The sequence below is a fragment of the Streptomyces sp. NPDC048696 genome, assembly GCF_043198895.1.
Lineage (GTDB): Bacteria > Actinomycetota > Actinomycetes > Streptomycetales > Streptomycetaceae > Streptomyces.
In genome coordinates this window covers 39,074-55,255 of record NZ_JBICVJ010000021.1, presented here as the reverse complement: position 1 = coordinate 55,255, position 16,182 = coordinate 39,074, and the positions used below count along the sequence as shown (strand labels likewise).

The 16,182-nt window shown below is 71.1% G+C and carries 16 protein-coding genes; 11 read left to right on the top strand and 5 right to left on the bottom strand.

Annotated features, from left to right (window positions below; translation table 11 throughout):
* The first annotated feature begins 89 nt into the window (after positions 1-89).
* Complete coding sequence (locus ACGFRG_RS32155; RefSeq protein WP_361430874.1) at positions 90-272, top strand: hypothetical protein; 183 nt, start codon at positions 90-92, stop codon at positions 270-272.
* 106 nt (positions 273-378) lie between these two features.
* Positions 379-921, top strand: a complete 543-nt coding sequence (locus tag ACGFRG_RS32150; protein WP_361430873.1) for an MOSC domain-containing protein — start codon at positions 379-381, stop codon at positions 919-921.
* Between the two features lie 42 nt (positions 922-963).
* On the opposite strand, the gene ACGFRG_RS32145 is transcribed toward ACGFRG_RS32150, so the two are convergent.
* Entirely contained in the window at positions 964-1,485 is a 522-nt protein-coding gene (locus ACGFRG_RS32145) for an SAM-dependent methyltransferase (protein ID WP_361430871.1), read from the bottom strand.
* A 609-nt stretch (positions 1,486-2,094) separates the two neighbouring features.
* On the opposite strand from ACGFRG_RS32145, the gene ACGFRG_RS32140 reads away from it, so the two are divergent.
* Complete coding sequence (locus ACGFRG_RS32140) at positions 2,095-5,079, top strand: hypothetical protein (protein ID WP_393269641.1); 2,985 nt, start codon at positions 2,095-2,097, stop codon at positions 5,077-5,079.
* A 64-nt stretch (positions 5,080-5,143) separates the two neighbouring features.
* Here ACGFRG_RS32140 and ACGFRG_RS32135 read toward each other — a convergent pair whose 3' ends face one another.
* The 3 genes from ACGFRG_RS32135 to ACGFRG_RS32125 all read right to left on the bottom strand — a co-directional run bounded on the left by ACGFRG_RS32135 (position 5,144) and on the right by ACGFRG_RS32125 (position 7,362).
* On the bottom strand, positions 5,144-6,199 hold the full coding sequence (locus ACGFRG_RS32135) for a hypothetical protein (protein ID WP_393269640.1): 1,056 nt from the start codon (positions 6,197-6,199) through the stop codon (positions 5,144-5,146).
* 216 nt (positions 6,200-6,415) lie between these two features.
* A complete protein-coding gene (locus tag ACGFRG_RS32130; protein WP_393269637.1) occupies positions 6,416-6,685 on the bottom strand; it encodes a hypothetical protein in 270 nt (89 codons plus the stop codon).
* 152 nt (positions 6,686-6,837) lie between these two features.
* Positions 6,838-7,362 carry a PadR family transcriptional regulator gene (locus tag ACGFRG_RS32125; RefSeq protein WP_361430865.1) on the bottom strand — a complete coding sequence of 175 codons (525 nt, stop codon included), beginning with the start codon at positions 7,360-7,362 and terminating at the stop codon, positions 6,838-6,840.
* A 338-nt stretch (positions 7,363-7,700) separates the two neighbouring features.
* Here ACGFRG_RS32125 and ACGFRG_RS32120 point away from each other — a divergent pair, with 338 nt between their 5' ends.
* A complete protein-coding gene (locus tag ACGFRG_RS32120) occupies positions 7,701-8,435 on the top strand; it encodes an alpha/beta fold hydrolase (RefSeq protein WP_393269737.1) in 735 nt (244 codons plus the stop codon).
* Between the two features lie 49 nt (positions 8,436-8,484).
* Here ACGFRG_RS32120 and ACGFRG_RS32115 read toward each other — a convergent pair whose 3' ends face one another.
* The gene (locus ACGFRG_RS32115) at positions 8,485-9,084 is read right to left on the bottom strand and encodes a class I SAM-dependent methyltransferase (protein WP_361430864.1); all 600 of its coding nucleotides are present in this window, start codon (positions 9,082-9,084) and stop codon (positions 8,485-8,487) included.
* 179 nt (positions 9,085-9,263) lie between these two features.
* Here ACGFRG_RS32115 and ACGFRG_RS32110 point away from each other — a divergent pair, with 179 nt between their 5' ends.
* The 7 genes from ACGFRG_RS32110 (at position 9,264) to ACGFRG_RS32080 (ending at position 16,158) form a co-directional block, all read left to right on the top strand.
* On the top strand, positions 9,264-10,073 hold the full coding sequence (locus ACGFRG_RS32110) for an MHYT domain-containing protein (RefSeq protein WP_361430863.1): 810 nt from the start codon (positions 9,264-9,266) through the stop codon (positions 10,071-10,073).
* Between the two features lie 167 nt (positions 10,074-10,240).
* Positions 10,241-12,892 (top strand): nitrate- and nitrite sensing domain-containing protein, encoded by a 2,652-nt coding sequence (locus tag ACGFRG_RS32105; RefSeq protein WP_393269633.1) that lies wholly within the window; start codon positions 10,241-10,243, stop codon positions 12,890-12,892.
* Complete coding sequence (locus ACGFRG_RS32100; RefSeq protein WP_361430861.1) at positions 12,889-13,326, top strand: roadblock/LC7 domain-containing protein; 438 nt, start codon at positions 12,889-12,891, stop codon at positions 13,324-13,326. The genes ACGFRG_RS32105 and ACGFRG_RS32100 overlap by 4 nt, the downstream gene beginning before the upstream one ends.
* A gap of 25 nt (positions 13,327-13,351) precedes the next feature.
* Positions 13,352-13,765 carry a DUF742 domain-containing protein gene (locus ACGFRG_RS32095; RefSeq protein WP_361430859.1) on the top strand — a complete coding sequence of 138 codons (414 nt, stop codon included), beginning with the start codon at positions 13,352-13,354 and terminating at the stop codon, positions 13,763-13,765.
* Positions 13,746-14,339: an ATP/GTP-binding protein gene (locus ACGFRG_RS32090; protein ID WP_393269630.1), complete on the top strand. Its 594-nt coding sequence runs from the start codon at positions 13,746-13,748 to the stop codon at positions 14,337-14,339. The genes ACGFRG_RS32095 and ACGFRG_RS32090 overlap by 20 nt, the downstream gene beginning before the upstream one ends.
* Before the next feature lie 109 nt (positions 14,340-14,448).
* Positions 14,449-14,859 carry a roadblock/LC7 domain-containing protein gene (locus tag ACGFRG_RS32085; RefSeq protein WP_361430857.1) on the top strand — a complete coding sequence of 137 codons (411 nt, stop codon included), beginning with the start codon at positions 14,449-14,451 and terminating at the stop codon, positions 14,857-14,859.
* A 120-nt stretch (positions 14,860-14,979) separates the two neighbouring features.
* Positions 14,980-16,158, top strand: a complete 1,179-nt coding sequence (locus ACGFRG_RS32080) for a DUF6397 family protein (RefSeq protein ID WP_393269628.1) — start codon at positions 14,980-14,982, stop codon at positions 16,156-16,158.
* The last annotated feature ends 24 nt before the right edge of the window (positions 16,159-16,182 follow it).

Here is a 16,182-nt window from a genome sequence, read left to right as displayed (position 1 = left end):
GGATGCCGGGCGGCGGAACCAGGGGCGATTCCCGCACGTTCCCCGGACAGAGAGCGGCGGCAGCAGCGGCCGCGAAGGAGGCGACGGACATGTCGAAGCGCGCGATGATCGCCGCCGGTGGAGTGGTGGTGGGACTCATTCTGATCCCGCTGATCGGATTCCTGCAGGCGCTGCTGGTGCTCATAGGGGTGCCCGTCGTGGCCTATCTGCTGCTGGACCCGAGCCAGCGCCGCCGGCTGCGCCGCATCAGCCGCAAGGAACTGGGCCGCTGACCTGCTGAGACCGTCCGGGAGGCCCCCCGACCGCCCGGACGGCTCGCGACCGCGCCGGGATAGGGTCGAGGTGATCGACGGCACGGCAGGCAAGGGGGTCCGCGAGATGGGCGCAACGGTCACAGCGGTCAGCAGCAACGGCGAGTACGCGTTCACCAAGCCGAACAGGGACAGCATCACGCTGCTCCCCGGCCTCGGCGTGGAAGGCGACGTCCATGCGGGCGTGACAGTCAAGCACCGCTCCCGGGTGGCCCAGGACCCCACTCAGCCGAACCTGCGCCAGGTCCACCTCATCCATGAGGAGCTGTTCGGTGAAGTGGCCGAGAAGGGCTTCGAGGTCCGCCCCGGCCAGCTCGGCGAGAACATCACCACGGGCGGCCTCGACCTGCTCGCCCTGCCCACCGGCACGCTGCTGCGCCTCGGCGCGGAGGCGGTCGTCGAGATCACCGGACTGCGCAACCCGTGCGCGCAGATCGACAACTTCCAGAACGGTCTGCTCAAGCAGGTCGTCGGTCGTGACGAGACAGGCACCGTCGTGCGCAAGGCCGGGATCATGAGCGTGGTCCGGGCGGGCGGCGTGGTCCGGCCCGGGGACCCGATCGAGGTGGAGCTCCCGGCGGAGCCCCACCGCCCGCTCGAACGGGTCTGAGTCCGGGCGAGCTCCAGCGGGACGGGAGGCCAGGCGGATGCCTCAGTCGCTTTCCGTCCCCGCCCCACCCGCGTAGTAATCCCGCATCAGCTCCGCCGACCAGACCGGCTGGACCGTCTCACCGCGCGGTCCGAACTCCGCCATGTACGGCTTGATGTCCAGCACCGGCGTGCCGTCCACCGCGTCGAGGCCGGTCACATGCACGTCGAGCCCGTCGACCTTCACGAGCCGGCAGCGCGAGACCCCGAGCCGGTTCGGCCGGTTCTTGCCGCGCTGTGCGAAGATCCCGACGAGCGGCCACTCGGGGTTGCCGCGCGGGTGCCGGGCCCCCGACTCGATCTTCTCGGGCGCCACCCGGTCGAAGTGGTACACGACTTCCAGATGCGAGAAGTCCGCGAGCCCGAACAGCGCGTCGGGACCGAACTGTTCGGCATCGAGCCGGATAACCGCCGACTCACCGCCCCAGTGGTCGTCGACCACTTCCACGCGTCCGCCGACGACCCGGGCCACCGGACGGCACACCACTTCACCGCCGAACCCGCCCACATCACCCTCACCAGCCATGCGCGCTCCTCCCGTAAACCATCCAGACCGTCCGACACATCCGGTCCACCGGGTTCCAAGACGTTCCCCGGCGTACGCGAACGGGTCCCGGCGTACCCGTAATTACGTTGCGCCCGTGATCCAGGGGCTGCCAGGATCGTACGCATGATGATCCGAAAGGAGGCCGTCCGATCCCACGGTGATCGCTGATGGCCCACTCCACCCCGCCCCAGCCGCTGACTCCCGAGTGGATCAGCACGCACTTCGGCTCCCTGCCGTTCCCGGCCCGGATGCCCGCCCTCGCGCGGTACGCGCGGGCTCTCACCCCCGATGCCTACGCCACCCTGCACCGCGCGCTCGACGCCGGTGACCAGTACGAACGGCACACCGGACTCTTCCTCGCCGCCGCCCGCCGCGACCTCGACGCCGTGGTGGCCGCACTCGACGACCCGGTGCTCCGGCGCCGCGCGCTCGCCGCGGCCATCCGCCTGCCCGTGCCCGAACAGGCCCTCACGGGCCTCGTGTTGAGTGACATCCCCGCAGTCCGCCATTCCACGTACCAGGTACTTCGGCTCAGCCGCCGCAGGCACCTCGCCGACCGGCTCCTTCCCGAGGTGTACGAACGCCACGGTGCTCCGGGCGGCCCGACTGCTCACCGCCTGCTCCGCGTGCGTGGTCGACCGCTGGCTGCCCAGGACCGGTGCTCCGGACGGCGTCCTGTCCTCGCTCGCGCGCACCGCGCCCGCCGCCGTCGCGGTGCTGCTGAGCAGGGAGTACGGCCAATGGGCGGGCGGTCCGTATGTCCGCCGCCATGCGATGCGGCGCAAGCTCGTCGCCGCCGTCGTCGCGGAGCGCGACCCGATGGCGGGACTGCGTCTGCTGCGGAACGCGCCCCGCCTCATAGGGGAACGGGCCGCCGCCGCCCTCCTGCGATGCCCCGCCGAACTCCTCGACACCCTCCGTACGCTTGCGTCCCTCCCGCCCGATGACGGGGACAGGCCTTTCGAACTGGCCATGCCACCCGGCCCGTTGGCGCCGACGGCGGTCGCTGCTCTGCGCGCCCTGCCCGAGTCCGACCTGGTGGAACTGGCGACCCGGTGCCCGAGCGCAGGGGGCCGGTCGCGCGGTCCAGGACGGCTGGAGGTGGCCGCCGATCCGCTGCTGTCCTTGCTGCCGTCGGGCGAACGGCGGCGGCTGGTGGCCGAGCGCGCCCGTCGTCCCCGTGGGCGCGATCTGCTGCCGTCCGCGCTCGCCGCCCTCGATCCGGCGGACCGTGCCGAATTCGCCGACGCGTGGCTGGAACGCTGGAAGCGGCGCCCCACCCGCCACGCCGCGCTCGCCGTCACCCTGCCGCTCGCGGCCGCCGAACCCGTCCTGCGGGAACAGGCCGCGCAACACCGCGCCCACCATCGGGCGCTCGCCTGGCCCGTACTGCTGGCCTGTGCGGAACTCGGCGGTGATCCGGCGGAGTTCGCACGGATCGCCCTGAGCTGCGAGCGGGCTTGGCACGATCAGGAGGAGGTGCGTCGCCACACCCTCCAGCAACTGGCGGGAACGGCGGCGAGGCTGCTGCACGCCGTCCCCGAGCAGGTCTTGCGAGACGTCACCATGACGGTTGTGCAGTCCCGCGACTCCACGGCGGCGACCCTGGCCCCCGCCGCGCTGCTGCTGCGCCGGACCGCCGAGAGCGCCGCCGCCCGAGGCGACCGGGCGCGTGCCGCGTGCGCCGCCGTACTGCTCTGCCGGGTGGTGACCGATCCCCGCCACACGGGCTCGTACCGTCCGCTGAACGTCGATCTCCCGACGGCGCGGCACATATGGGCGCGATGGGCGGAGACGGGCTCGGCAGCCGCCGAGAGCCCGGGCCTGCCCATCGCGCTCGCCGCGCTCCTCGCCCCCCTTCTCACCGAGCTGCCCGAGGCCGACGCCCTGATGAGGCGTACGGCACTGGAGGACGAGGACCCCGAGGTGGCGGCGTGCGCGGCAGCTGTGTGGATCACGCCGACGGCCGTCAGGGAGGAGCGCTGTGCCCAGCTGATCGCCGCCGATCCGTCCTTCGCCACCGTTCCCGAGGTGCTGGTGACGATCGGCGAACGCCGCACGGATCTGCTCGACGCCGTCCTCGCGGCGGTGCGGGCCGGAGGCGACCGGGGGGTGCGCGGCAGGGTCCGGCCGAGGGGTGGTGCCTGGGTGCCACGGCTGCGAGCCGGCGCCACGGGGCGCTGGCAGCCGAGTCAACGCCGGGCGTGGTACGACGTGCTGGCGGCCATCGCCACGGACGAGCGCGAGCCGATACGGGCCCGCGCCGACGCGGCCGCCTGCCTCCGCTCACCCCTGCACCTGCGACACCTTCATGCCCTCGCCGAGCACGCGCCCCAGCCCGTGGCGGCCGCAGCCCTCACCGCCCTCGGTGAAACGGGCCCGGCGACCCCGGAACTCCTCGACACCTTGCTGCGGCACGCCGGAACGGGCGGCGTGCGGGGCCGAGCCGCCGTCGCCTCCGTGCGCGCCCTCCTGTCCGAAGCCCCCGACGGCGACGCCGTCCGGCTCCTGGGTCTCCTCCTCAACTCGCCCTCCTCACCGATCGGCTCACGCAAGGAGGCCGCCCGCATCCTGGGTGTCGTCGGTGGTTCGGCCGCCGACGGCACACTGCTCGCCGCCTGGGACCAGCCGCATCAACACCGCGACGTACGGGCGGCGATCGCGCCCTTCCTGCTGCGGCACGTGGAGCGCGAGGACATCGCCGTACGGCTCGTCGAGGGCGCCGGGGAACCGGCGATTCGTGAGGCGGTCATCACTCGGACCACCACATCTCCCACGTATCTCACCTTCCTCACCCGCCTCGTGCGCGACGGCGAGGACGACGCGGCGGGTGCCGCCTGTGGTGCCCTCTACGGCAGGATCGTCGGCGAGACCGAGGTGATCACCGACGCCGCCCGGGCACTCGGCGAAGCCGCAGTCGCCCCGGTCCGGCCGAGGACGGTGTGGTACGCGGCGATGACGACCCTGGCCACAGCGGCCGATCCGCCGACGCGTGACGCGGTGCGCGAGATGCTGGACGTCCTTGTACGCGGAGGCAGGGCGGATGCGGATCGGGAGTCGGCGGTGGGGGCCGCCGGGTCGCGAGCGGCCGCCCTCCAACGGCTCAACAGCTGTGCGAGCGTGCTCGATTCGAGGTACGGCCACAGCATCACGGAAGAGCGTGTCTCTGGGCTGTCGGCCGCGCTGGAAGAGGCCGGTCTGCTCCGCGACGCCGCGCGCCTCGCCACGGACGCCGCGTTGGCGGCACTCCGGCGCGACGACCCGGCGCCCGAGCAGTGGGCGAGGGCGCTGCGCCTGATCGAGGGGCACCCCGCCCGGATGCCCGACCTCGACTCGTACGCTCTCGGCTCCGCCCTGGAACGCCCCACCGAGACCGTGCGTGGAACGGCCCGGATGCTACGCGAGCGTGGCACCCCGGCGGCCGGACTGCTGGCCCTGGCGCTCGTACGGGCGGCGGGCGTGCGGACACGGTGGGACGAGGCGTGGCGGGCCGAACTGGACGCGCTCCGGCGCCATCCGGACGCGGACGTGGCTATGGAGGCGTTGCTGGTCGAGCCGGTCGACCGGGGGTGACATGTGCTGAAGGTGTGCTGACAGGCCCAGCGGCGGGGCGGTTCGCGTGGCGGCGCGTGGGCGCTCAGGATGGGCGCACGGCCATGGCGTCCAAGGCTTCGAGGAGCCCTGGCAGCTGCGGTCCGCGCCCCACCGGCACCACCTGGCCGGGCTCGTCGTCGAGCAGCACGAACGCGATGTCGTCGGTCCTGGCGACGATCGACCACCCCGGACCATCGGCCCGCAGCATCCGCGCCCCGCCCGGCGCGAAGTTCGACCGCACGCGCCCGAGCGGGGGAGGGGAGTCGAGGTACTGCCGCACCTCGGCGAGCACTTGCTCTACGCGCGCGTGAAGGTCGTTGGGGGCGTCGGCGGTGGCGGTGCCGGTTGCGTCGGCGGGTGCCGGTGGGCTGTCGGCGTCGGTGACGTCGTCCCCGGCGGCGACCGATATGGAGTCAGCGTCCGGGCGGCCGTCGTCCGGCGCCTTCTCCGCTGTGACGTCCGCAGGGTCTGCCTCCGCTTCGCCGACCGGGCCCGGCGCCTGCGCCTCGCCGTCCGGGCTTGCCGCCTCGGCCTCGCCGTCCGGGCTTGCCGTCTCGGCCTCGCCGCCGTCGGAGATCTGCTCCCGCCACATCGCCCACTGCAACGCGACCTCGTCGGCGCCGAGGCGCCGCTGCGGGGCGCCCCACACACTCGTGTCGGGCGGGGTGAGCGGCGGCAGCACCGTGCCGTCGTCGTCCGGTTCGGGCTCCGGGTCGTGCGGCGGGGCGACTCCCGGCGCGGCGACCGCGAGTTCCAGCGGCCAGCCGGGCAACGCGGCGACCACCGTACGCTCGTCCGGCGACAGGTCGTACTCCATCCCGCAGTCCCAGGAGGCGATCGCGACCGCGACCAGCGAGACGTCGTCGACGACCACGGTCCAGCGCGCGCCCGCTCCGTCCTGGCCGAGGACCATCCCGTACCCGCCCGCGTACGGTTCGAGGCCGAGTGCCGCACACGCCTCGGGGAAGTCGTCGCCGAGCACACTCGGGAACTGCGCGGGCGTCAGCAGCACCGCCGTGAGTACGTACAGCGCCTCATCGGCTGTCACGGCAGCCTCGGCCGCAGCTGTGGCAGCCGCCGCCTCGTCCGTCCCGGTCACGGAACCCACCCCTTCGGATCGCTCGTCGGCGCACCATAGCTACTCCACAAGCCGATCGTCGAGGGTTTGCGGCTCTGGACGCCACAGGCGGCAACAGTCGAGTTCAGACGGCATGGAGCCGCCGCACGACGAGATCGGTCACGATCGGGTGGAACAGGCAGGATCAGCCGATGTGAGCCGGGATCGGACGGTTGCGGCGGGCACGATGGGGCAATGTCAGCTGACCGGCAGCCCCATCAGCGACCGCGCGACGGACTGCGGCGACTCGTCGCGCTCACGCGCCAGCGTGATCACCGCGCGGCAGGCCAGCTCCCGTACGCCGAAGGACATCGCTTCGGGTGACACCCAGCCGGCCACTTCGTCGAGTGCTTCCTGGTCGTCGTCCGCGCAGGCCGCGACGTACATGGCCGCCGCCTCGAATATGTTGTGCTGCCGCGCGGGCTCACGCCGCGCCGGTTTCCGGCCTCTGCCGAACATACGAAACATTCGGACTGCCTTCCCCATGGGTGCTTCTCACAAGTTGCCCATCAAATGCCCACCAAACGTCCTTTCTCAACGTAGAGTTGAACGCCGGACAAAAGAAGGGCCCGCGAGGCACCCGCCCGAACCCCTCCGCCCGACCGTTGCCGCCTGGCCGTTCACGATTCGAGCGTACGCAGCGTGGTCCGCAGCCACTTCAGCTCGGCCGCACTCGTGGCCCGGGCCACGATGAGGATTCCGCTCCGGAACGGATCATCCAACTCCTCGGCCGCGAGCGGGTGTTCACCGTCGTAGAAGAAGCTCGCCGGCTCTTCGAGGAAGCCCAACCGCCGCCGCAGTACCGCCGCCTGCCGCTTCGGCTCGGGCAGGTGCCGCAGAAACGCCAGCAGGGTGAACCACCGGTTCTCGTCCGTGATCTCCAACTGCTCCGGCTCGGCGAGCCGCCGCACCAGTTCCGCCCGGCCCTCGGCGGTGAGCGTGAGCACATGGCGCGGCGCCGCCCCCGCCCCCGGCTGTGTCTCCCGCGCGAGCCACCCGGCCTTCTCCAGCCGCTTGATCGCCGGATAGAGGGTGCTCTCGGCGACCGGCCGCACGTGTCCGGTCAGCGCGGTGATGCGTTTGCGCAGCTCATAGCCGTGCAGCGGCGATTCGTACAGAAATCCCAGGATGGCGAGCTCAAGCATGCCCGCATTCTGCCGTACGCGCGGAGTACATCGCTATTGCAGTACATCGGTGCCGATGTATAGTCGCACCGCAGACACAGTCAGCAGGCGGAACGGGGGAGCGGGCCATGCGACAGACGGCGTTCGACAAGCGGGGCAGCCAGATCCGGTGGACGGAGTCGGCGGGAGCGAGCCATGAAGGTGCGGGCCTCCGTGACCCGGAGCCGGATGCACTGAAGCGCCCGGACGATTCGAGCTGGCCCGATCATTCGAGCGGGTCCGACCGGCCGAGCGGGTTCGACCACCTGACTAGGGTCGACCACCCGACTGCGTCCGACCGGCCGAGCGGGGCCGACCACCTGACTGCGTCCGACCGGCCGAGTGCGGCCGACGGATCCAAGCCGCCCCTCGTGTACGTACACGGCCTGGGCTCGGCCTCGACCATCTACCACGCCCACATCGCCGCCGACCCCGAACTCGCCTCCCGTAGGCAGCTCTTCGTGGACCTGCCCGGCCACGGCATCAGTGACCGCCCGGCCGACTTCGGCTACACCCTGGAGGAACACGCGGACGCCCTCGCCGCCGCGCTCGACGCCGCAGGCGCCACCGGGGCCGAGGTGGCAGGGCACAGCATGGGCGGCGCGGTCGCCATCGTCCTGGCCGCCCGCCGCCCCGACCTCGTGTCCCGGCTGGTCCTCACCGAGGCCAACCTCGATCCCCATCCCACCCCGATGGCCGGGAGCAGCGGGATCGCCACATACACAGAGGACGACTTCGTCCATGGCGGCGGGTTCGCAGCAGTCCTGGACCGCATTGGCCCGCTGTGGGCAGCGACGATGCGGCTCGCCGACCCGCTCGCCCTGCACCGCACGGCCGTCGGGCTCGTACACGGCACCCAGCCCACGATGCGCCACCTGCTGATGGGGCTGTCCATCGACCGTACCTATCTGGTCGGCGGCATCGAGGATGATCTGGCGGGCCGCGACGAGCTCATCGCCTCGGGTGTCCACGTCGAGGTCGTGCCGAATGCGGGCCACAACATCATGTTCGACAACCCGAACGCCTTCGTCCGGGCGATCGCCGACCGACGCTGACCGTCACTCGGGACGGGGTGGCCCGCCCGGTCCGCCCCCACCCCTCGTGCTATCCCTCGCGCACCGCGAGCGCGAGGAAGCGCGAGTCCTCGTCCACGTATGACACCAACCGCCATCCCGCCCCCGCGAGCAGCGGCCGAAGCTGCGGCTCCGCTCGCAGATCGTCCGGTGTGATCTGCCGTCCCTGGCGCGCGGCGAGGGCCGCGCGCCCGATGGGGTGGAAGAGGGCCAGCTGCCCGCCCGGCCGCACCACTCGCGCCAACTCCCGCAGGTTCTCGCCGGGTTCGGGCAGATGCGAGATCAGGCCCGCCCCGAAGACCGCGTCCAGCGAACCCGTCCGCAGCGGCAGCCGTGCCACATCGCCCAGCAGCAGCCGTCCGGCCTGGTCCCGCCCGGCCCGCACCGCCGCTTCGAGCATCTCGGCCGTCAGGTCGACGCCAAGTACCGTGCCGGTGGAGCCCACCGCATCCCGCAGCGGCGGCAGCGCCCTGCCGGTCCCGCAACCGGCGTCGAGCACGGCACCCCCGGCCCGCAGCCCCAGCTCCGCGACAGCCGCCGCGTACGCCGGACCGTCGTCCGGAAAACGACGGTCCCAGTCCGCGGCCCGAACACCGAAGAATTCCTGAACGTGCCTGTGGTCGTCGGTCATGTGTCCATGATCCCTCATTGGCGCGTCCCCTCCACCCTGGCGTGGATGGCTGAAACCTACGCTCTATGCACACGTTCGAACCCTGCTCGATCGTTCGGTAGCGCACTTGTGTCAAATTTCAACAGCTTTCGAAATGGGCCCCAGTCATGCGCCCCCTTCCGGACTACCGTCCCGGGGTCATGGGACACCTGGACCACGCCGCCTTCGGCTGGCTGACCCCCGTGCTGTCGTATGTGATGGCTTGCATCGGATCGGCTCTTGGACTGAGCTGCACCGTGCGGGCGCTCAGTGCGACCGGCCGCTCCCGGCGCAACTGGCTCGTCACCGCCGCGTCCGCGATCGGTACCGGCATCTGGACCATGCACTTCGTGGCGATGCTCGGTTTCGCTGTCACCGGCACGGACATCCACTACGACGTTCCGCTCACCCTCCTCAGTCTGCTCGTCGCGATGGTCGTCGTCGGCGTCGGAGTCTTCGCCGTCGGCTACGGCAAGGACCGCACCCGGGCCCTGTTGCTGGGCGGTCTCACCACCGGCCTCGGCGTGGCCAGCATGCACTACCTCGGCATGGCGGCCCTTCGCTTGCACGGCCAGGTGCACTACGACCCGGTTCTCGTGGGCCTTTCCGTGGTCATCGCCGTCGTCGCGGCCACTGCCGCCCTATGGGCGGGACTCAACATCAAGTCCCCTGTCGCCGTTGCCGTCGCGGCCCTTGTCATGGGCGCGGCCGTCAGCAGCATGCATTACACCGGAATGATCGCGGTGAGCGTGCACGTCACCCCGTCCAGCGGCGCACCGCCCGGAGCCACGGCCATGCAGTTCATCTTCCCCCTCGCTGTCGGTCTCGGCTCCTACCTCTTCATCACCTCGGCCTTCGTCGCGCTCTCACCGACGGCCCGCGAACGCACGGCGTACCGCATCGCCGAGTTCGCAGAAGCCGACGATCCCGCCGTCTCGTACGTCGACACGGGCACCCCCTCATCCAACTGACGCGTACAGCTGACCCCGTGCACCTTCCGCGCCACACCTACCTCACCCACCCACTCTCACAACGGCCCGTCCCGCGCCGAAGTTCCGTCCGCCGAACGGAAGTTCCTCGGAATTTTGCAGAACCGTTCCCCTCGACGCTGAACCGTTTCCCGTGAATGAGGCGATCCGTGCGTATACCCCGCAAGGCTCCGGGCGCCGCCCCCCGGCCGCTTCCGCCATCACCCGCCCGCGGTCGGCGTGCCCACGCCGGCCCGCCCGCCGCGGACGAACATCCGGGCGCGGATCACTTCGGCGGGGCGGACCCGTCCGAAGGGTTCGGGCCCGGTGCCTGGGTGAGGGGACGGCTGAAGCCGACGACGGTCCGGGCCAAGATCGTTTCTCTGCTGATGGTTCCGGTCGTCTCGCTGCTCGCGCTCTGGGGATTCGCCACCGTCACGACCGCGCGGGACGTCTCCGCACTACGTGACCTTCGCCGCGTCGACGAGCAGGTCCGCACACCGATGGCCGCCGCCATCACGGAACTTCAGGCGGAACGGCGAGCCGCGGTGAGTTACTTGGCCGCACCCGCCGACGACCGTTCGGCCGCGCTGGCCCTGCAAGCCAAGCGGACGGACCGCGCGATCGGACGACTCCGCCTGGGGGAGAGGAACACTGTCGCCGACGCCGGGGACGTGCCCGGCGACGCGGCCGGCCGACTGCGGCAGTTCGTGGCCCGGGCTCAGGGACTTTCGACTCTGCGGACCGACATCCTGGATCATCAGGCGAACTGGGACACCGCCTATCAGCAGTACACCGACACCATCACCTCGGCCTTCGACGTCACCGGCTCTCTCACCGGCATCCAGGACTCCGAAGTCGGCTCATACGCGCGCGTGGTGTACGAGTTCGCCCGCGCCGGCGAAATGCTCGCCCGTGAGGACGCGCTGCTCGCCTCCGCCCAGCTGACGCACCTGTTCACCGCCGCCCGTCACACCAGGTTCATCGGTGCGGTCGACTCCCGCTGCACTCTCACCGACGCCGCTACCACTGACCTCAGCGGTGCTGAACGATCGGCATGGCACACCCTTGGCGAGCAGCCCGCCTACGCCGCGCTCCGCACTGCCGAGGACAAGGTGGCGGTCGCCGCACCCGGTCACGACGCGGCCCAGGCTGTCCCGGCGTCGTCGTGGGACGACGCGCTCGGCACCGTCCAGAAGGGCATGCGCGACATCGAGAGCGGCGCCGCGCGCGATGTCGTCGGCCGCGCCGATCCGTTCGCGCGAGGCCTCATGAGCCCGGCCGGCGCGGCCGTGCTCTTCGGCCTCGTCGCAGTCGCCGCCTCTCTTGTCATCTCCGTACGCATCGGCCGTGGCCTGGTCGTCGAGCTCGTCAGCCTCCGCAATACCGCCCTGGAGATCGCCCGGCGCAAACTGCCGGCCGCCATGGACCGGTTGAGGGCGGGGGAAGACCTCGACGTCGAGTCCGAGGCGCCCCGAGGACCGGTGTCCGCGGACGAGATCGGGCAGGTCGGGGAGGCACTCGGCACGGTCCACCGGGCAGCCCTGGCCGCCGCTGCGGAACGCGCCGAACTGGCGAGTGGCATCTCCGGAGTCTTCGTCAACCTGGCCCGGCGCAGTCAGGTTCTCGTCCACCGTCAGCTCAATCTGCTCGACAGCATGGAGCGCCGCGCCGAGGACCCCGGTGAGCTGGGTGATCTGTTCCGGCTCGACCATCTCACCACCCGGATGCGTCGTCATGCCGAAAGCCTGATCATCCTGTCCGGCGCCGCCCCCGGTCGGGCGTGGAGCGTGCCCGTTCCCCTCACCAGCGTCGTACGGGCGGCCGTCTCGGAAGTTGAGGACTACGCGCGCGTGGAGGTACGCCAGCTCCCGGAGGCGGCGGTCACCGGAGGAGCCGTCGCCGACCTCACCCACCTGCTCGCCGAACTCGTCGAAAACGCAGCCCAGTTCTCCCCACCGCACACCAAAGTGCGCGTCAGCGGCGAGCCGGTGGGCAACGGATACGCCCTGGAGATCGAGGACCGGGGCCTGGGCATGGGCAGGGAGAGCCTTGACGAGGCCAACCACCGGATTATGCACTCCGAAGATGTCCACCTCTTCGACACCGACCGGCTCGGCCTCTTCGTCGTCAGCCGCCTCGCGGCACGGCACGGCATCAAGGTCCACTTGCAAGCCTCGCCGTACGGCGGCACGACCGCTGTTGTCCTCCTGCCGACAGGGCTGTTGGACAGCGCCCTCACCGTCGCCACGCACCTGGCGCACCACACGGCCCGGCGACTTGACCGAGACGCTGTCGCCGGGGGCGCCACCCGGTCGTCATCCGCCCAGCACGACGACCAGGCGGCGCCCACGGCGATGACAGACCTCGCGCCGGAACACACCGTCGCGCCCGCCATCTCCGCGCCCACCCCACCCCGACCGACCTTGGTTGCCCGGCCCGATACCGCGTCCACGCGCGCGACCCCATCGCCCGTGGCTCCACCGGCACCACCACCCGCTGTCGCCACCCTCCGACAACGTGCACGTACGGTCGCCCCAGACAGCGGCCACGGCGAAGGACTTCCGCGCCGTATACGCCAGGCGAGTCTGGCCCCCCAACTGCGCGAACCCCTCACCGAGGAACCCCCGATGGGCGAAGCCGACACACGCACCCCGGAACTGGTCCGCGACCGTATGACCGCGTACATGGGCGGCTGGGCCCGCGGCGGCGCCCCGCGCACCACCGCAGTGACCGGTGGCACCGAGCGCGCCGACAGCGGCACGGCCCCCGTGAATGGCGCCTCCAGAGATGACGACACAAGCGAAGGAGACCACGCATGATCGACCACCAGAGGCTCGACTCCCCGCACCGCGCCGGGGAACTCGACTGGCTGCTCGACGACCTGGTCGTGCGGGTCGGTGAGGTCCGGCACGCAGTTGTGCTCTCCAATGACGGGCTCGCCGTCGGCGCGTCCACCGGCCTCGGTCGTGAGGACGCCGAGCATCTCGCCGCCGTCGCCTCCGGGTTCCACAGCCTCGCCAAGGGCGCCGGACGCCATTTCCACACCGGAGGTGTGCGGCAGACGATGGTGGAGATGGACGAAGGTTTCCTCTTCGTCGCCGCTGCCGGGGACGGCTCGTGCCTCGCCGTACTGACCGCTCTCACGTCGGACATCGGGCTGATCGCGTACGAGATGGCCCGCCTCGTGAAGCGCGTCGGCGAGCACCTTCACACCCCACCCCGGCACACCATGCGGCCGTCGGCCGCTGGATGACCGGACGGCAAGGGCGTCCCATCCCATGACCGACGATCAGGCAGCCGCTCCGAAACCGGCAGGAAGCCGCTGGTACGACGCGGACGCGGGCCCGTTGGTGCGTCCGTACGCCATGACCGGCGGGCGCACCGAACCGGCCGTCGGCGGAACGGGGCTCGACCTCATCGCCCTCGTATCCGTGGCAGCCGACGCGCCGGGCGCCGCCGAGGAGTCCTTGCTGGGGCCCGAACATCGCTCCTTGCTCGCGTTGTGCCGGACGGAAACCCAGTCCCTCGCCGAGCTCGCGGCCGACTCCGACCTGCCCGTCGGGGTCGTCCGCGTCCTCATCGGCGACCTCCTGGAAGCCGGTCACATCACCGTGCGGCGGCCCGTGCCGCCCGCGCTGCTACCCGACGAGAAGATCCTGAGAGAAGTGATCGATGGCCTCCGAGCACTCTGACCCCACCCCCGCCCTCGCGTTGAAGATCCTGGTCGCGGGTGGATTCGGGGTCGGCAAGACCACGCTCGTCGGAGCGGTCAGCGAAATTCGGCCACTGCGCACCGAAGAAGTCCTCAGCGAGGCGGGCGAGTCAGTCGACGACACAGGCGGCGTCGACCACAAGACGACCACCACCGTGGCTATGGACTTCGGACGGATCACTATCCGCTCGGGGCTGTCCCTCTACCTGTTCGGCACTCCTGGACAGGACCGCTTCTGGTTCCTGTGGGACGAGCTTTCGCAGGGAACGCTCGGCGCGGTGGTTCTGGCCGATACCCGTCGTTTGGAGGACTGCTTCCCCGCAGTCGACTACTTCGAGCACCGCCGTATCCCGTTCGTCGTCGCTGTCAACTGCTTCGCGGGCGCGCGCAGTTTCGGCGCCCACGAGGTCTCCCAGGCCCTCGACCTGGACCGAGGTACCCCCGTTGTGCTGTGCGACGCCCGCGATCGCGACTCGGGAAAGGAGGTTCTGATCCGGCTCGTCGAGTACGCCGGACGCGTTCACACCGCCCGGCTCCTGGACTCCGTCGGGTGACCCACGCCTTTTCTGCCCCGGAGACCTGCTTGCCCCCGCGCGTCCCTTGGGTAAGGCTTGCCGCAGACCTGGGGGGAAACGGGGTACACATGAGCGGGGTGAGGCCGTGATGGCACTGAACAAGGAACTCGACTGGCTGCTCGACGACCTGACCAAGCGGGTCGAGCACGTACGGCACGCCATCGTCCTGTCCAACGACGGTCTGGTCACCGGAGCCAGCGCCGACCTGCCCCGTGAGGACGCGGAGCACCTCGCCGCCGTGTCCTCCGGGCTGCACAGTCTGGCCAAGGGATCCGGGCGCCACTTCGGGGCCGGTCATGTGCGCCAGACCATGGTCGAGTTCGATGAGGCGGTCCTGTTCGTCACGGCGGCGGGGGACGGCAGCTGTCTGTGCGTGCTGGGCACGGCCGATGCCGACATCGGCCAGATCGCCTATGAGATGACGCTGCTGGTCAACCGGGTCGGCGAGCACCTCGGCGTCTCGGCCCGCCGCCCGGGTCCCTCCATATCTGGCCTCTGACCAGCAGCTACTTGAGTGGTGCGCAACGGCCGACGGAAGTTATCCACAGGTCAAGCGGGATGTCCGCACGGAGGGTTACGGTCGTCACCGAGAGTATTCGCACTCACGGGGGAGGACCTCATGACCACGGACTTCATGACCGCCACGGACGCGGCCGAAGCGAGCGGCAGGACGCTGGCCTTGGGCCGGGCCGCACAGCAACTGGAGCTGAAGCGAGGTGAATTCGACCTGGCCGTACAGCTCGGCCATGTCCGCACCGTACGAGAAGACCTGAGCGTGCGACCTCGGGTCGCCGAGGAGGAGATCGAGCGGATTCGTTCGGCCGAAGGGTTCCCGGACGCCCTGCGTGAGCGGGTCCGTGTGGTGGGTACGACGGAGGCGTCCCAGCTGCTCGACATCGCCACCCACCGCTTCACCCGCCTCGCGCGCGCCGGCCACTTCACGCCGGTCAAGTGCTATCTGAACCGCTACCGGGCAGTGGTCTGGCTCTATCTCGCCGAGGAACTGACGGACATGGCCCTGCGGTATCCGGCGCTGCTCTCCGACCGACGGTTGCCGAAGGAACTGCTGGGCCGATTGGAGACGGGAGAGGACCGGCGCCCGCGCAACTGGCGCGGGCGCCGCGCCTCGATGCTGCTGCGGCAGACAGAGGATCCCTGGGAGCGGGCGGCGGGCATCGCCACCGCGCTGGACGCCGCGCATCTGGCGGAAGTCGTGAGTGATCCGTACGAGCGGGCGTATCTGGCCCGGCTGCGGCCCGAGCCGACCCGGGTCGGCCCGGACTCGCCGACTGCCCGGGAGATCATCGAGCGGTTGCAACTGGCCCAGGACCCGGACGAGGTCCTGTGGTACCGGATGGATCTCGCACGGACCCTCGAAGTCGCCCGCTCGACGCGTCCGGCACCCCGGCCGGAGTGGGAGCGCAAGCCGCGGGAAGCAGCGGCGCGTCCGATCTCCATGGCTGTGGACCCCGTGCGCGCTGCCGCAGTGCCTGAACCCGTGGCTGCGTTTCCTGCACCGGCGCCCGCACCACCCGCCGCACCCGCGCCCGCACCCGTACCCGCCGCACTGGCGCCCGCACCCGCACCCGTCATTCCCGAACCCGCGGTTCCGGTTCCCGCCGCGCCGCTTACTGCTCGCCTATCTGCCCCTGCCCCTGCCCCTGCCCCGGGCCCGGCCTTGGTCCCGAGGCTTCGACAGGTGGAGCCGGTGGCAGGCGGTGGAAGGCTCCGGCGCGGGCTGGCGCGTATCAGGCGTCCCAGGGCGGGCGCCCGGACGGCGACAAAGACCGCACCCTGATCCCGGCGGCGATGAGAGTGCGAC

Excerpts from the sequence above, each read along its gene's own strand:
- ACGFRG_RS32115 (WP_361430864.1), bottom strand. The coding sequence starts at position 9,084 with ATGACCGACGACCACAGGCACGTTCAGGAATTCTTCGGTGTTCGGGCC.
- ACGFRG_RS32130 (WP_393269637.1), bottom strand. The coding sequence starts at position 6,685 with ATGTTTCGTATGTTCGGCAGAGGCCGGAAACCGGCGCGGCGTGAGCCC.
- ACGFRG_RS32095 (WP_361430859.1), top strand. The coding sequence starts at position 13,352 with ATGACCGACGATCAGGCAGCCGCTCCGAAACCGGCAGGAAGCCGCTGG.
- ACGFRG_RS32155 (WP_361430874.1), top strand. The coding sequence starts at position 90 with ATGTCGAAGCGCGCGATGATCGCCGCCGGTGGAGTGGTGGTGGGACTC.
- ACGFRG_RS32085 (WP_361430857.1), top strand. The coding sequence starts at position 14,449 with ATGGCACTGAACAAGGAACTCGACTGGCTGCTCGACGACCTGACCAAG.
- ACGFRG_RS32090 (WP_393269630.1), top strand. The coding sequence starts at position 13,746 with ATGGCCTCCGAGCACTCTGACCCCACCCCCGCCCTCGCGTTGAAGATC.
- ACGFRG_RS32100 (WP_361430861.1), top strand. The coding sequence starts at position 12,889 with ATGATCGACCACCAGAGGCTCGACTCCCCGCACCGCGCCGGGGAACTC.
- ACGFRG_RS32125 (WP_361430865.1), bottom strand. The coding sequence starts at position 7,362 with ATGCTTGAGCTCGCCATCCTGGGATTTCTGTACGAATCGCCGCTGCAC.
- ACGFRG_RS32110 (WP_361430863.1), top strand. The coding sequence starts at position 9,264 with ATGGGACACCTGGACCACGCCGCCTTCGGCTGGCTGACCCCCGTGCTG.
- ACGFRG_RS32080 (WP_393269628.1), top strand. The coding sequence starts at position 14,980 with ATGACCACGGACTTCATGACCGCCACGGACGCGGCCGAAGCGAGCGGC.
- ACGFRG_RS32150 (WP_361430873.1), top strand. The coding sequence starts at position 379 with ATGGGCGCAACGGTCACAGCGGTCAGCAGCAACGGCGAGTACGCGTTC.
- ACGFRG_RS32145 (WP_361430871.1), bottom strand. The coding sequence starts at position 1,485 with ATGGCTGGTGAGGGTGATGTGGGCGGGTTCGGCGGTGAAGTGGTGTGC.